The sequence below is a fragment of the Paenibacillus sp. XP01 genome (genome assembly GCF_057364885.1).
The window spans coordinates 2,263,856-2,279,850 of sequence record NZ_CP139481.1 but is presented as its reverse complement, the minus strand read 5'-3'; the positions used below and the strand labels follow the sequence as shown (position 1 = coordinate 2,279,850).

Genomic DNA, 15,995 nt, shown 5'->3' with positions numbered 1-15,995 from the left:
AATACGCGAATTTACTCTACTCATCCTTTAATCTTCGTTGATACAAAACGACAGACACAATCGTTAATGCAACTGTCCATATCAAAATAATAAGGAGGGGTTTTAATACATCTCCCGTCGCAAAGCCTGTATCGCTTATACCCAGCAAATGCACCAGCTGACTGCTTGGAACATATTCCAGTACGTTGAAGATCGGATAATCATCCGCCAAAAATACACCCCATGGTGCCCCGGTGAATATGAACGCCACAGGAAGGATGGATAACGATGCATCCAGCAGTGTCTTGGAAAATAAGCCGCAGATCGTTCCGGCCGCGATGTATAGAATCATCGAAAGAATAACGGCCGCTGCAAAAGCCCATATACTAGCTGGCACAAAGCCGAATATATACGTAGAAACAGCCAGAACGACAGCAGACATGATAAAGACCAGACTGCTTTTACCGATTAAAACGTCCAGGGCCGTGGCTGGAGTCATCATTAATGATCGTAAAGTGTTACGCTCCTTTTCTTCCGCAATCAAGCATGCTTGCGCGAAACAGGTCAGCAACACAAACGAAAGATTAAGAACGGTAGCGAAAGTTCCGGCCACGGAAGCTAAAGGCAAAGACGAGTCTACACCACGGATAAGAAGCGCGAGAATAATAGGGAAAATCAACATAATGGAGAGCGCATAATTGCGTGAAAACTCTTTGTAATCCTTCACAAATATCGCTCGCGCACGTTTTAATGAGATACTCACAGCAGCTCACTTCCTGTCATTTTAATAAAGATCTCACCCAGATTTGGCTCTTTCGTTTCCAAACGATCTATGAACCCTCGTTTCATCCAGTCTGCGATTAGATCAGCCGTTCCCTCATCGATCGGCAGCTCGTAGGCTTCTCCATTGATTAAGTCCACACAAAGTACGTTTTCCCGATGCTGTTTTTTAAGCTCTTTAGGCGAGCCGATGGTTTGGATTCGTCCTTGATGCAAAATCGCTACACGGTTGCATAGCCATTCTGCCTCAGCCATATCATGCGTGGTTAAAAAAATCGTTGTGCCTTTCTCATTCAAGCTGCGTAAGCCTTTATAAATATGTGCCGAGTTTACCGGATCCAAAGCGGAGGTAGGCTCATCCAAAAATAACAATTCCGGCTCATGGATCACCGCGCATGCCAACATGACACGTTGGCGCATCCCTTTCGATAAGCGATTGACTTTCTTCTTGCGCTCTCCGCTTAAGTTTACAAACTGCAGAACCTTATCGACCGAAGATTGAGGAAGATCGTATAACTTACGATACAACTCCAGATTTTCCTCAATCGTTAATCTCTCATACAGTCCGCTGTTATCCGTTAATATGCCAAAGCGCATCTTCTGTACAGACTGCTGCATCATCTCCGCTGGCTCGTTAAACACACTTGCCTGTCCGCTTGTCGGATGTAATTGCGCCGTCAAAATCTTGATTAATGTCGTTTTTCCCGAACCGCTCGGACCCAGGAAACCGAAAATTTCTCCTTTCGGAATGGAAAAGGACACGTCTGATAACGCATCCTTATTTCCAAATCTCTTTCGAATATGTTCCACTTGAATCACGTCCATGAACACCACTTCCTTAGCGTTGATGCCTTAAGCATATAAAGATGGCATGCCTTCAGCCATCAAAACCCGCCGAAATGTAGCTTTTATCGCCTGAATGGTACCCCGGAATGCTTGATCGGTTCGATTATTGCCCCGGAAATGATATAGGCTTACGAAGTGATGTTTGCTTCCCAAACATTTCAAATGTTAAGCAGCGCTTTTAATTCCTGCAATTTGGAACGGGATAACGGAACCACCGCATCTTTACCTGTGTTTAAACGCAAGCTGTAGCTATTTTTCGTCCATGTAATAATCTCTCTTACTTTTTGCAAGTTAACGATGTAGGATCGATGACACCTAAAAAATCCGAAATGGTTCAATCTCTGCTCAAGCTCGGTTAGCGTCAAAGCACAGGTATAACTTTCTCCATCCACATGTACAACAATCGAACCATCCATACTTTCGATGTAATCGACTTCAGGCGGATCAAATAAAATCACTTTGTCATTTCTTTTCGTATAAATCTTTTGCAAAGTGATATTGGCTCGATCATGTTCCTGTGCTTCCTGCTTATCCTCTTCCGAGTCCCGTATATCCAATGGATGAAAACCGAGCTCGTTCCATCGATAAATGGCGTCACAGGAAATCATGGCATCCTCTAAGTTCGAAGTTAACATTAAAATCTGCTTTTGTTTCGAAAGGTCATCTAAAATCCGTTTAAAATGACGACGGTCTTCTTCCTCCAAGTAAAAATAAGGTTCCTCCAGGACAAGTGTAGGCTGATGCGCAAAAAAGACGCGCAGCAAGGTCACATACATCCTTTTCGATGAGCTTAAATCTTTGATTTTTACTTTTCGTTCTTCTTTTAAAGTAAAATAATCCAGTAACGAAGCAACACGCTCGTTGCTCTCCGATACTTGGATTAAAAAATGGATCAGTTCTTCCACCGTTAAACGTATGTATTCATTTTGCCCGGCTCGAAATATGTAATATTGGGAATGGTCCACGAGTTGATTGATGAAAAGCTGCTTTCGCTTCAAGTCCGTTATGATGCCAATCGCTTGGTCCGATGCCATATTTAATTCGATCTTCGGTAAAAGTACTTTCCCATCATCATAGATTGGTTGAAATTGCATGCCGTCCTCCAGGTCAGTGCCGTATAGGATATTCAAAACAATTATACTGTCGAAATCCTTTTTTGTCAGTTTCTATTAGAGAATCCAACAGCAAACATGTCATGGTAAGCAGAGACTCGTACTTGAATCCCTGATTGCTTAAACGATCATCCCGGTCACCGACTTATCCTGAAAATAGGAAAAAAAGCCGTGCAAACTTTCACTTTAATGAATTCTAAGCCTTAGGTATAGTTGATTTTGAGGGATAACTGAATCGTTTGCAGGCGATTTCATCATCTAACAAGGAAGGGGGGGAGTTCAGCGTGTTTGGAATACTGGGAATATCCGGTCTTTCGTTCTTGCTTGTAGCGTTTTTAACACCACTACTCATCTGGGGATTACGCAATCTGAAATTAACACAACCCATCCGGTCTGAGTTACCCCCTGATCATCAAGCCAAGCAAGGGACACCACTGATGGCGGGTCTCATTTTACTTGTAGGCGTGGTAACATCTCTACAATTTCATCCTACACCATGGATGATTTTTTTGTGCATGACGTTTCTCTTGTTCAGTTCTGTTGGTTTTATGGATGATCTCAAAAAGGCGGTGTGGCAAGATCCATCAGGCATATCCGGACGGACGAAACTTATGTTTCAATTCGCATTTACCGGAATTCTGTTGATCACTTTGTTCCATTCGTTTACGATGACGAGCGATATTTCGTTATTCCATGGTTTTCAACTACACTTGCCCGTTTATGTGTACATAGCGATCATGTTACTATTTGTGGTTGGATCAGCAAACGCAATCAATTTCACAGATGGCCTAGACGGGTTATTGATCAATGTTGCGATCCCAACTTATTTTTTCTTTTTTCTAATATCAGACAAGCAGGAAGTACAAACATTTTCGCTTGTCATGATTGGTTGTCTGCTCGGATTATTTTTCTATAATATTTATCCGGCCAGAGCATTTATGGGGGATACCGGGTCACTAGCCATTGGAGGTTCACTCTCCATCCTAGCGGTAATTGAGAAGGTAGAAATATTAATACCTATCCTGTTTTCCGTTTATTTGGCTGAACAATTTTCGGTCATCCTGCAGGTCTGGTATTATAAACGCACGAAATTTCGCCTATTCAAAATGGCTCCGATTCATTATCATTTCAGCTTGAAGTACGGCTGGAGCGAGAATAGGATTGTCATCGTATTTGGTTTCATTTCTTGGGCCTCCGTTCTGATCTGTTGGTTGATTTGGAAATATGCCTTCTCATAAAAAAGCCCTTTAAAAAGGGGCTATATAAGTTGAACTAATGATTATTACACAGAGTCACTACGTGGTCAGAACCATCTTCCGATCGCTGTTATCCCCAGATTTTTTTGAACCCCCTTTGTTCAAGGGGAAAATCCGGTGATAAAGGCGAACGCTCCGCTTCTCCAGATTCTTTCTGCCCTCTCCGTTAACGTGTAAATGTCTAGTTCAACATATATAGCATCAAAACCCGTCAGAATCATTTCTGGCGGGTTTTGATGTAGTATTTAGTGGATTACCAAGCCAACACTTCACAGCCATCAGGAGTAACCAAGACCATGCTTTCACACTGTGCGGAGGGTTTTTGGTCTGCCGTATACATCGTCCATCCGTCCTGCTCGCTCGTATATACTTTGGCGCTTCCTACATTCAGGGCCGGTTCTACCGTAAAAATAAGACCTGGTACTAATAACATGCCTGTATTAGCTCTGCCAACATGTCCTACCCATGGCTCCTCATGCAGCTGCAAGCCGATGCCATGCCCTCCGAGTTCCCTCACCACGGAATAGCCCTTATGTTTTGCATGTTCGTTGATGACATGCCCGATATCACCAAGAAATCCCCATGGCTTCACGGCCTGTATTCCCAATTCCATACACTCTTTCGTGGTTTGCACAAGCCGCTGTTTCTCGGGGGATACGGCACCGACACAAAACATGCGAGAGGAATCGGAATAAAAGCCATGATATAAGGTAGATACATCAATATTTACGATATCCCCATCCTTTAACACCATTTTATCTGAAGGAATGCCATGGCATACAACGTCATTGACCGATACGCAAACGCTCTTGGGATATCCGTTGAAATTTAATTGTGCCGGCGTGCCGCCCAGTTCGATCGTTTTTTCGTGAATCAGTCGATTGATTTCTTCGGTATGGATGCCGCTCTTCACAAAATCGCCGATATAATCCAGAATAGCCGTATTGATCTTGCCGCTTTCCCGAATGCCATGGATTTGGGATACGGATTTCAGTAAATGGCGAGCGGGAACTTTGTATCCTTTTAGAGCATAACTAGTCATCCGATCTTCAATATGGGCATGGCATTTCTTGTATTTCAGTCCACTTCCGCACCAGCACGGATTATTTCTGCCGATTTCATCCATCATTCTTAAACTCCCTGATCTGTAATTTAGGAGTGAGTGAATTACTGGTTTAACATTTATTCTGTTTATAGCGTTCCCGGTATTGCGTCGGCGTGCATTTGTATACTTTAATGAAGGCTCTTGCCAGAGCTTCTGGTGATGAGTAATTGCACCTTAGTGCCACATCCAATATTTTATCCTCGGTCGAAATGAGCAGTTGTTCCGCGCAAAGCAGCTTTCGTTTAGCCAAGTACTGTTTATAAGTGATTCCAGTAAATTCGCGAAATTTGGAGGAACAGTAGTACGGAGAATAGCCTACATATGAGGACATGTTCTCCAATGACGGGTTCTGCATGACGTTATCGTCGACCCATTTAACCATCGATTCCATCGTTTGAATTGACATTTCCCTCACTCCCCAACTCATTATATCAACGGGTTTAGCCAGTTTCCTGATCTAAGTTGCAATAATGATATCGCGGGCAGTTTTTGGCATGCCAGCACCTCAGCCCTTTGGCACTCCGTTTCGCTTCCTCATGCGAAGGGCCAGGATCAGGCTCATTAACGGCAATAATACTCCTGTTGAGGTGACCAAATTTCTCCACTCCCCATACATGAGCACTTGCACAACCTGAACAATGATCACTCCAAACAAAATGATTAGCAAAATTTGATACGCATCCAGCTGACGTTTGAACGCTTTTTTTGAAATGAATGGAATTAGATAATAACCAGCGAGAGCATAGAACCCAAACATCACGAAAATGCCAGCAAACGCCAAAATCGTCATCATGTCCATTTCCCATCCTCCTCCCGGTGTATTCCACCTCTTGATAATAACATGGCAACAACTCATGACTAAAGTCACGAGCTTGTCTCTGCCTACTTCGTAGACAGTGCTTGCGTTTTGCACAAGCCTTTTAGACTTATTCCTAACCGGTAGTGCAAACGCACACAGTGCTCCTACCTTAGTGTGTTGGAACATCAGGACGGTTGACCTCGCCCCTACAACAAAAGTTATACTCCTGCTGTAACTGTACCGATGTACTCGATTCCTTTGCGGTACAGATTCATGGCACCGATTCGGTCATCGTTCGAACGATAGTGGCAGGTTCGGCATTCAAAGGTATGTGTCTTTTTGTTTCGATTGGCTCGTTCAATATGTCCACATTTTGGGCAGGCTTGAGAAGTATATTTAGGGTTTACTGCGATGACGCGCTGCCCGTTCAGTTGAGCTTTATACTCCAACATTTCACGGAATTGGTGAAATGCCCAGGATACCGACACATACCGATGGCGAACACATACTTTTTCAGTAGCGGAACGAACATGCTTTAAATTTTCGATCACAAAAAGGGTCCCCTTCGGATACGTTTCAACGAGTGCCTTGGTTACTTGATGGTTGACATCCGTAACATAACGGTTTTCTCTTGAACCGATTTGTTTGAGTCGTTTTCGAGCCGATGGGGTTTGCCTCATCTGGAGTTGTTTGCGTAAGGCCTTATACTGGCCACGTTTGTGTTTCACCGTTCGTCCAGGATAAAACGTGGTCCGGCTTTGACTGTCGTAGGTTGTGGCCAGAAAATTGATTCCGAGGTCAATGCCTACAATGTGGTTGACATTCGTAAAACCTAATTCAGGGAACTCTATGGTCATGGGAATATGTAGGAACCATTTCCTGTGTTTATACACGAATTTGGCCGTACCCCACTTCCACGTGCCGTCAAAGAAGTGCTGCATTCCTTGTTTTTTGTAGCGGAGCTTCACTCGTCCGTTTAGTGTGTTTACGCTAAACCGATCATGGTTCAAAGAATAATCTCGATTCCATACCAGATCATATTCAGGTCGTTTGAATTTGACCAAGTTCCAATCGTGCCCGTTGGATCGAGTAGATGTATATCGGGCGATGACGGTTTTGATCACCGATTGCGCCATCTGACTTTTTAAACGAAAACGACTTCGCAGCTCTCGATAATACAAGTCATTGAGTGTGCGCTGACTTAATTCTTTGGTTTGAAATACAATTGCAGAAAGATAATTACATGCTTCACAGTAGGTATGGATGGTCTTGCTGAGTATGTCTGTATGTTCAGATGGGACATAGATTTGGATTTTTGCTGTAAGGGTCGGTATCGGATTCACCTGTCTTTTATTGGAATAAGTATAACATGGTATCCAGTGAACAACGGTTAATTTTCCATGACAAATGAAGAAAGCATGGACATTCGGTTTTCGAGCTTCCGATGGTAGCCCTTATGCCGAGCGCAGTTCCTCACACGACTAAAGTCGCTTGTGCCCATACGAAGTTATGAATAATGGAGCTTCATGGTTTAGAACAAAAACAGAGGCCTCCGTAACGGAGACCTCTCAGTCAAAACTCTATTCATTGCCGACTTCCCAAAACCGAATTACAATGCCCGAATGACAAACTCGAATTGAAGCTCGCCGTCCGACGGGATGCGGTATTCCGGATGCACCGGAGCGCCCCAGCTGTCATCGCCGCCGACGCCCATTTGTTTGCCCGCCACCGTTACAACCGTGTAGTGGACTGGCGGCAGTTCATAGGCATGCTGCGCGTTCTCCAGCTCAAAAGCCGTATACGGCGACACGTTCAGCTCGATTGGAGCTGAAGCCGCCTCGATGCGGAAACCGCGTCCGGCCGCATCCGTCAGCTTCGCCCAACGTACGCCGGTACGGTTGCCGGACTCTTGAGGCACAAGGTAAGGCGCTACCGTGTCGGCGACAGAGCTTTCGTGGATGCCTAGGCGGGCACCGAAAGCACGGTCCGCATAGTTTTCCTCAGGCCCCAATGCCAGCCACTGTACACGGTCGAACTCAGGCGATGTTTTGAATGACAGAGCGTGGATCGGAAGATCCGGCAATCCCGCTGTTCCTTGATAGGTGTTCTGTACAAGAACGCTGCCATCCGCGCGAACCGTATAAGCAACCTTTGCTTTAACTTCAGTGGAAATATTCAGCTTATACGTAAATTCGATCCGGTACTCACCCTGCTGTTGCTCGGCTTTCCATTCGATGCATTTCGGCAGCAGGCTTGCCGCATACCATGCCCCAAGCTCAAAGCCCATGGACGTTCCTTTATCGTTATCCGTCGTTGCACGCCAGAAGAGCGGTGCAGGCATTTGGGCAATCGTCTCCTGACCGGAGAACTTCAGCGATACCAGCGTTCCGAACGCTTTGGAGAACAACACATGGGTGCTTCCCGCACGAACCCCGATGTTGACGTCGCCTTCAACCACTTGAATAGCGTTCACTTGATTCAGATCAGTGGTTACCGACGCCCCTTCAGCGGCTTCCTGCGTAAACACGAATTGACCAAATGCCACTTCGTCCCCTTTTTCCGCCCACAGCGTGGATTCACGAAGCACGAACGCCGCATTGACGGCATATTCGCCCGGCGCAAGCTGCTCGGTAGCGAGCGGAAGCTCCACGAACGCTTCCTCTCCCGGAGCAACGGCTGCTTCCAATGTTCCGCTTAATACGGTTACGCCTTCGCGCTCCAGGCTGTACGTTAGCGCATATTGCGATGTATTCGCGAACAGATTGCCATTGACGATGCGCACGCCGCCGCGGTCCGGGAACAATTTGATGTTCTGGTACAGGAACTTGACTTCTTGCATTTTTGCGGTGACTTGACGGTTCGCATACACGATGCCGTCCCCGCAGAACGAATAGTCCGACGGGCGGTCTCCGAAATCGCCGCCATAGGCCAGAAACGGCTTGCCGTAACGATCCTTTTTGTAAATGGCCTGATCGATGTAATCCCAGATGAATCCGCCTTGATACATCGGGTACTTGTCTTCCAGTTCCGTGTATTTGTGCATGCCGCCGATCGAGTTGCCCATTGCATGCATGTATTCGCAGCTGATATAAGGCTTCTCCGGATTGTCGTTCAAATAGGCTTCGATATCCGCAGGTTTGGCATACATGCGCGACTCCATGTCGCTCGTGTCATTGAAGCGGCGGTCATGGAAAACGCCTTCGTAATGGACCAGCCGGGTCGGATCATACGTTCTGAAGTACTCCGAAACCTTGAAGATCACTTCGCCGCCATGGGATTCGTTGCCGCAAGACCAGATCAGGATGGATGGATGGTTTTTGTCCCGCTCTACCATGGATACGGCACGATCCATGACGATATCCAACCATTCCGGCCGGTCGCCGGGAATCACCCATGATGGCTCGACGGCACCGAGCTTTTGCCAGGATCCATGCGTTTCAAGATTCATTTCGTCGATCACGTACACGCCGTATTCATCACACAGCTCGTACCACAAACTTTGGTTCGGGTAGTGGGAGGTACGCACCGCATTCATGTTGTTTTGCTTGATGGTCCGAATGTCCCACAGCATGTCTTCCTTGGTGATGGCCCGGCCGCGATGCGGGTTGAACTCATGACGGTTCACGCCTTTGAAGACGATTCGTTTGCCGTTGATGTGCATCACCTTGTCGATCATTTCGAATACACGGAAGCCGACGGCTTGAGGCACCACTTCAACGAGTTCCCCGGCCGAGTCGTATACACGCAGGTATAAACGATACAAATAAGGAATTTCCGCACTCCACAGGTTTACCTCACCGACTTCTTTGCGTACGGAAGCTTGGCCATCTTGTACATTCACGCCAAACGTTTGAACCACATTTCCCTGTGCGTCGCGCAATTCAGCCTCCACGCGAGCGCCTGCAGCCGCTGCTCCCTCAAGCTTCAGGTCCAGCTGCAGCGTACCTTTCGAATAGGATGCATCGAGGTCTGTGCGCACGCGAACATCCCGGATATGCGCAGCTGGAACCGTGTACAGGTACACTTCGCGGAAAATGCCAGAGAAACGCCAGAAATCCTGATCTTCCAGCCAGCTTCCCGTACTCCGCTGGTACACTTCGACGGCCAGTTTGTTCTCGCCCTCTTGGAGGAATGGCGTCAGGTCAAAATCGGATGGCGTAAAACTATCTTCGCCGTAACCGACGAAGTGGCCATTTAACCAAACGTAAAAGGCCGACTCCACGCCTTGGAATGAAATATATACAGGGCTGTTTCCCCAACCTGCCGGCAGGTGGAACGTCCGGATGTAGCTGCCCACCGCATTGTTGTCTTCCGGTAGAGCCGGTGGACGCAATTCATTCAAGCCGTCCCATGGGTATTGGGTGTTTACGTATTGAATTTGGCCGTAGCCTTGCAGCTGGATATGTCCAGGTACTTCAATGTCATCCCATCCATCGCTGGAGAAATCGGCTGCATAGAAATGCTCTGGACGGCAATCCGGTCGAACCGCGTAGTTGAACTTCCACATGCCGTTCAGGCTGTAGCGCATGTCCATTTCATCCGACTTCAATGCCTCTTCCATTGTTCGATAATATCGATGGTCCGAATAAGCCTTCAAACGGTTTACCTCGAATACGCTTACATCACCGAGCCATTTCAAATCTGCCTTTGCTGCTTTCATCGACTCTCTCCCTCTCCATCTTTTGAACTTATTAAATGTTTGGAACGATAATCCTTACATGCAAACAGAAAGGCAGAGAAACGCCATAGGTGGCGTTCTCCCCTCTCTCTGCAATCTTGGAAGCGGTTGCTGCCACGATACCATTATTTCACAGACCCGACCATGCCCGCTACAAAATGTTTTTGCATCAGGAAGAATACGATGGCCGTCGGCAATGTCGCAATAACGATCGCTGTCATGATGACCCCGTAATCCGGCGCGTAGCTTGAACCCAGATTGGAGATCAGAAGCGGGATCGTTTGCTGATCCGGCGTTTGCAGCACGATGAGCGGCCATAAATAGTTGTTCCAGCTGCTCATGAACGTGATGATCGCCGCAGCGGCATAACTTGTTTTCATCGTTGGCAAATAAATTTTCAGGAAAATGCCGAGTTCGGTCAAACCGTCGATGCGTCCGGCTTCCAGCATTTCTTTCGGAAACATCTTGGTGTTTTGACGGAAGAAAAAGATCAGGAATGCCGTTGTGATGGTCGGCAAAATGACGGCCGCCATCGTGTTGATGCCGATACCCGGCGCAATGCCGGAAATGCTGGCAAACATGCGGTACAGCGGTACCATGATCGCAGCGAACGGAAGCATCATGGACAACAGCAAGATGTTGAACACGATATCCCGCGACTTGGAACGGAAGATTTCAAAACCGTATCCGGCCATGGAACCGATCAGCAAAGCCAGCACCGTCGTAACAATGGCGATAATGGCCGAGTTGCCGAGCGCCTGCAGCAGGTTTGTTTCATCCATAAGTTTGTTCAAGTTCTCGATAAAAAAGGAACCCGGCAGCAATTTGCCCTTCGTAACGTCGACCGAAGCATTGGTGGAGCTGACAACCATCCAGAAAAACGGGAAGATCGACACAAATGCCGCAATCGTCAGGAACAGATAGATAAAGAAGCGTTTCACTTTCAATTTAGCCATTTCGGTCACCTGCCACTTTGAACTGGATAAAGGACAACACAATGATGATCAGAACGATGGAATACGATACGGTTGCCGCATATCCGAAGTCCGGCGAATATTTGAACGAAAGGTTGTAGATGTACTGGGAGATCGACATGGTGGCGTTGCCCGGACCACCCTTCGTAATATTCATGATTTCGTCGAAGAGCTGCAGTGTACCGATTGTCGACGTAATCGAAGTGAACAGAATGATCGGTTTCAGCAGTGGAACGGTAATTTTGAAAAATTGCGTGAAGGCATTCGCGCCGTCGATCCGGGCAGCCTCATAGATGGATTGGTCGATGTTTTGCAGCGACGACAGATAGAAAATCATGTTATATCCGGTCCAACGCCATGTAATGGCGATAATGATCGTAATTTTGGCCCAGAACGGGTCGGTAATCCATTGAATCGGTTCGCCGATGATGTGCAATCCCATCAGGAACTGGTTCACCATGCCGTCCGGTGCGAACAAATATTTGAATACCACAGAGTAAGCTACCAGCGAGGTAACGCAGGGCAAGAAGATGGCCACGCGGAAAAAGCTGCGAAATTTGAGTGTGCTGTCGTTCAACAGAACGGAAATGAACAAGCCGAGAATGATCATGATCGGTACTTGAATAATTAGGTAAATAAACGTGTTGGATAGCGCTGTCCGGAACGTGGTGTCGATGAACAACCGTTTGTAGTTGCTCAGGCCCGAATATTCGAGGTTGGCACCCGCACCCGACTTAAAAGATAAGAGCAGTGCCTGAATCATCGGATAGAAATAAAACACGAGGATCCCGATGGCAGCAAGCGCGATAAAAGCCCATCCAGTCAAATTGCTTTTTTTATGGAGACTGTCTCCCGTATTCATGGCTTTCACAGTATGGCTCCTCTCTCTCCATGCAGCATGCATAAAACCCATGGAGCCTCCACCGAGGTCCGGTCGGCGGTTGGCTTGCCAGACGGTGGAACGGCTCCGATGCTTCCTTGGGTTTTATGAGTTACCGTGGATCATCTTAATTGAATTGTGCTTCTGCTTGTTTCTGCGCGTCTGCCAGAACGTCATCGATGCTTTTGCCGTTCAGGTAGTTTTGCATTTCGACAACCAGAATGTCCTCGATGCCGTAAGTGTTAATGCCGTAGTTTACGTTAGGAATTTCTGTCGTCCATTTTGCGAAGTCCGCAAAGATTTTCTGGCCGCCGAAGTATTCGTCGGCTTTGTTGAACGCTTCGCCTTCGGCAGCCGGTTTGTACGTGCCGATAGCACCGATGTTGTTAAGCAGCGTTTGATACAGGTCTTTGTCGGAACCGAATGTTTTGCTCAGGAAATCAACGGCTTGATCTGCGCCAGGCACGTTGTTCATCACATACCAGGAACTGCCGCCCAAGTTGGAGGCATGAACCGAATTGGCTTGGCCAGCCATTTTCGGCATCGGAGCAACAGCCCATTTGCCGGATTGGGAAGCCTCTTGTTTGATGGAAGGCGTAATCCAGTTGCCTGTCGGTACGGTAGCCACATCGCCGCTGTTAAAGCCAGCTACGAATTGGCTCCAGTCGGAGTGCAGGCGCACGATGTTGGCATCCATCATTTTTTTGTACGTTTCGAATGCTTCTTTCAGCGCGGCGTTGCCAGCCAGATCCGGCGTTTTGCCATCTGCTTTGGAGTACCAGGAACCGGCGGACTGGATCATCATGCGAAGGATGCCCAGATCGTTCGGGTCCAGGGACAGCATTTGTTTGCCTGTTTTGGCTTTGACGTCTTCACCGATTTTGATGTAGTCGTCCCAAGTGATGTTTTGCAAATCTTCGGCTTTGTAGCCCGCTTGCTCCAGCAGATCGGTTCTGTAGAACAGACCCGCTACGCCGGAATCGAACGGTACGCCGTATTGTTTGCCGTCCGCCGAAGTTGGCCCGAGCTTATAGTCTGCAAAATCGGATACGTTGATTGCCGAGCCGATTTCCTTGAAGGCATCCGGATAAGCGTTCAGGAAGCTGTGAGCGCGGTAGTCCTCGATCAGCACGATGTTCGGAAGTCCGTTGCTCGTTCCGGAGTTTAAGCCTGTGTTCAGCTTTTGGATAATATCCGCTTGCGCATATTCGATAATGTTGATTTTCAGATCAGGATTCTGTTTCTCGTAAGCTGCTTTGGCTTCATTCAACGCTGCAACGTTAAAGGCTTTATCCCAAGCCCAGATCGTGATTTCGTTAGCGCTCTTTCCGCCTTCGCCGCCTGATGCGTTGCCCCCTCCACCGCCAGACGAACATGCGGACAGCAGCAGTACAGTAACCAGCATCAATACCCACATTTTTTTCAAACCGTTCAACTCCCCTTTAACCTCATTATGTGTAGTGATTTTTGTGTTATTTGAAAGCGTTTGCTTTCTATGCATTTATCTTATCATCCCCTTTTCGCGATTCGTTAGTAATAATTTTGTGCGGATTTGTCATCCTATCGCCTCAATGAAAGCACTTCCAGAAAACGCTTGCATTAAATTTGTTTTTTTGTAATTTCTTTTGATCTTGGAATTTGTACATCTGAAAATAGTACAAAAAAGGGTGCCCAATCCGCTGCTCACCACTGACCCGCAAACTTCTAAAGACCAGACGCTGTTTTAAAAGCCATAAAAAAAAGCCCATCTGCATGTTCTGCAAATGGGCTCCCGGCTTCCTTCTAGGCAATTAATACGTTTGGTTCAGCCGCCAATGAGCGGAAGTGTCACGGTCACTCTTGTTCCTTCTCCCGGTTTGCTCATGATGGTCACGCCGTATGGCGGTCCATACATCAGCTCGATGCGGTCATGCACGTTGCGTATGCCGATTCCGCTGAACAGCTGCCGGTTGTTTTTGGGATTGGGCAATGCTTCGCCCATCGTCAATCCTTCAATGCCGTCCCCGTTGTCCATAATCTCGCAGATCAGCGATTCCCCGTCCTTCGATACCATCACGTGAATGGTTCCGGTTTCTTTGCGGATGAAGGCATGGAAAAAGGCATTTTCGATAAAGGGCTGGATAACCAGCTTCGGCACATGGTATTGCGTGCAATCCGGAGCGATGTAGAAGGCTGCCTTGATCCGTCCGCCGTATCGCACATGATTGATGAAGACGTAGTTTTTCAACGTTTCGACTTCTTGTTCCACCGTCACGGTCTCGCTCGCATCGCTGATCGTGTTCTGCAGCAGGGAAATGAGCGCATGGATCGTCTCTGCCGCCCGGTCCTTGTTCCCTTGCTGGACCAGCACCTTCACCGAGGCCAACGTATTGTATAGAAAATGCGGATTGATTTGGCTCTGCAATGCGGCCAGCTCGGCATTGCGCTGTTCGCGCTGGGTCTGGACCAGCTGGTCCACATAATCATGCAGCTCGTCAAGCATGTAATTGTAAGCATGGCTAAGCTGCCGGCTCTCATAACTGCCGCTTACGGGAATATAGTTATCCAGATCGCTTTTCGTGATGTTTGACATCTGTTTGACTAACCTGCGGAGCGACTTGGTCATCTGATTGGTAATCAGAAATACAAGGATAAGGGCAACCGCAACGATAGCGGCGCAAATCAGGGCAATCGCCTTCATGTTCAACAACTGACCCATCGACTCTTCCTTATCCACCACGTTGACGATATAGAATCGGTAAAAAGGCAGGTACTCGGACAACACGATGCTGTCCTGATCCATCACCCGCGCGTTGATGCCGCTGCTCAAGCCTTCATTGTATATTTTCCGGGCATGGCTCAGCAAGTCCAGCTCCCTCGTGCCAATCCATTCTTCACGATTGGATGAAACGATCTCGCCTTTTTCGTTCAGGATGACGACGTCATTGCCCCTGCTCGTAAAACTGCCGTAAAACTGGCGAAACACACTCTCGCGCATCGTGACGTAGAGCGTACCGTAAATGCGGCCCTGAGAACGGTCCGCAAGCGCTTTGGTCGCTGAAATCATCTGCTCTGTCCCGGAACTGGTCTCTCTCGTAAAATCGTCAAAAATGATGCGATTCGGTGTGTTTGCCGCCTCACGCGTAATCGGGTGGTCCTTCAATACGTCCTTGAACATCGTATATTGCAATTGGTCCGTCGAATATGTCCGCCCATTGATACCGCCAATGGTAATACCCACCTCGTAACTCCCGGTGATGGACTGCACCCGATCCATCGTCTCCCTCATGTTGTAGTAGGATTTGGCCATGGACAGCGAATCCCCGTCCCCTTCGGTCAAATAAGCGCGGATCGCCCCGCTTTGGCTGACGTTGTTGGACACCGCCGCGATCGCATCATTGAATGATTCGAAATTGGCCTTGATTTGGCTGAGCACCTTCGAATTCGTAATGCTGAACGTTTCGGTAAACAGTTTGGTAGACATGTGAATGGTCGTATACAGAATCAGGACGGATACGAGGACGATGCTGACGACCATGACCAGGATCAGCTTCGGAAACAGGCCAAGGCGGGAAAAACCGTTCATCCATTTCTTCATAGTCCATTC

At 47.6% G+C, this 15,995-nt stretch carries 13 protein-coding genes; 1 reads left to right on the top strand and 12 read right to left on the bottom strand.

Going from position 1 to position 15,995, the window contains the following annotated elements; all coding sequences use genetic code 11:
* Positions 1-16: 16 nt before the first annotated feature.
* The 3 genes from SNR34_RS10525 to SNR34_RS10515 all read right to left on the bottom strand — a co-directional run bounded on the left by SNR34_RS10525 (position 17) and on the right by SNR34_RS10515 (position 2,699).
* The gene (locus SNR34_RS10525) at positions 17-742 is read right to left on the bottom strand and encodes an ABC transporter permease (RefSeq protein ID WP_236417866.1); all 726 of its coding nucleotides are present in this window, start codon (positions 740-742) and stop codon (positions 17-19) included.
* Positions 739-1,584 carry an ABC transporter ATP-binding protein gene (locus SNR34_RS10520; protein ID WP_486181853.1) on the bottom strand — a complete coding sequence of 282 codons (846 nt, stop codon included), beginning with the start codon at positions 1,582-1,584 and terminating at the stop codon, positions 739-741. The genes SNR34_RS10525 and SNR34_RS10520 overlap by 4 nt, the downstream gene beginning before the upstream one ends.
* A gap of 179 nt (positions 1,585-1,763) precedes the next feature.
* On the bottom strand, positions 1,764-2,699 hold the full coding sequence (locus SNR34_RS10515) for a LytTR family DNA-binding domain-containing protein (RefSeq protein ID WP_486181852.1): 936 nt from the start codon (positions 2,697-2,699) through the stop codon (positions 1,764-1,766).
* Between the two features lie 302 nt (positions 2,700-3,001).
* On the opposite strand from SNR34_RS10515, the gene mraY reads away from it, so the two are divergent.
* Positions 3,002-3,955: a phospho-N-acetylmuramoyl-pentapeptide-transferase gene (gene mraY / locus SNR34_RS10510; protein ID WP_486181851.1), complete on the top strand. Its 954-nt coding sequence runs from the start codon at positions 3,002-3,004 to the stop codon at positions 3,953-3,955.
* A 271-nt stretch (positions 3,956-4,226) separates the two neighbouring features.
* Here the strand turns inward: mraY and SNR34_RS10505 are convergent, their stop codons facing one another.
* The 9 genes from SNR34_RS10505 to SNR34_RS10465 all read right to left on the bottom strand — a co-directional run bounded on the left by SNR34_RS10505 (position 4,227) and on the right by SNR34_RS10465 (position 15,986).
* Complete coding sequence (locus SNR34_RS10505) at positions 4,227-5,099, bottom strand: methionyl aminopeptidase (RefSeq protein ID WP_486182438.1); 873 nt, start codon at positions 5,097-5,099, stop codon at positions 4,227-4,229.
* 49 nt (positions 5,100-5,148) lie between these two features.
* Complete coding sequence (locus tag SNR34_RS10500; RefSeq protein ID WP_339277401.1) at positions 5,149-5,484, bottom strand: helix-turn-helix domain-containing protein; 336 nt, start codon at positions 5,482-5,484, stop codon at positions 5,149-5,151.
* 99 nt (positions 5,485-5,583) lie between these two features.
* Positions 5,584-5,877, bottom strand: a complete 294-nt coding sequence (locus SNR34_RS10495; protein ID WP_486181850.1) for a hypothetical protein — start codon at positions 5,875-5,877, stop codon at positions 5,584-5,586.
* Between the two features lie 218 nt (positions 5,878-6,095).
* Positions 6,096-7,211, bottom strand: coding sequence for an RNA-guided endonuclease InsQ/TnpB family protein (locus SNR34_RS10490; RefSeq protein ID WP_486182437.1), 1,116 nt, complete (start codon positions 7,209-7,211; stop codon positions 6,096-6,098).
* A 275-nt stretch (positions 7,212-7,486) separates the two neighbouring features.
* Entirely contained in the window at positions 7,487-10,537 is a 3,051-nt protein-coding gene (gene lacZ, locus SNR34_RS10485; protein WP_486181849.1) for a beta-galactosidase, LacZ type, read from the bottom strand.
* Between the two features lie 143 nt (positions 10,538-10,680).
* Positions 10,681-11,511, bottom strand: a complete 831-nt coding sequence (locus tag SNR34_RS10480; RefSeq protein WP_236417878.1) for a carbohydrate ABC transporter permease — start codon at positions 11,509-11,511, stop codon at positions 10,681-10,683.
* The gene (locus tag SNR34_RS10475) at positions 11,504-12,391 is read right to left on the bottom strand and encodes a carbohydrate ABC transporter permease (protein ID WP_236418479.1); all 888 of its coding nucleotides are present in this window, start codon (positions 12,389-12,391) and stop codon (positions 11,504-11,506) included. The genes SNR34_RS10480 and SNR34_RS10475 overlap by 8 nt, the downstream gene beginning before the upstream one ends.
* A 145-nt stretch (positions 12,392-12,536) precedes the next feature.
* Complete coding sequence (locus tag SNR34_RS10470) at positions 12,537-13,835, bottom strand: extracellular solute-binding protein (RefSeq protein ID WP_486181848.1); 1,299 nt, start codon at positions 13,833-13,835, stop codon at positions 12,537-12,539.
* A gap of 378 nt (positions 13,836-14,213) precedes the next feature.
* Complete coding sequence (locus SNR34_RS10465; protein WP_486181847.1) at positions 14,214-15,986, bottom strand: sensor histidine kinase; 1,773 nt, start codon at positions 15,984-15,986, stop codon at positions 14,214-14,216.
* Positions 15,987-15,995: the final 9 nt, after the last annotated feature.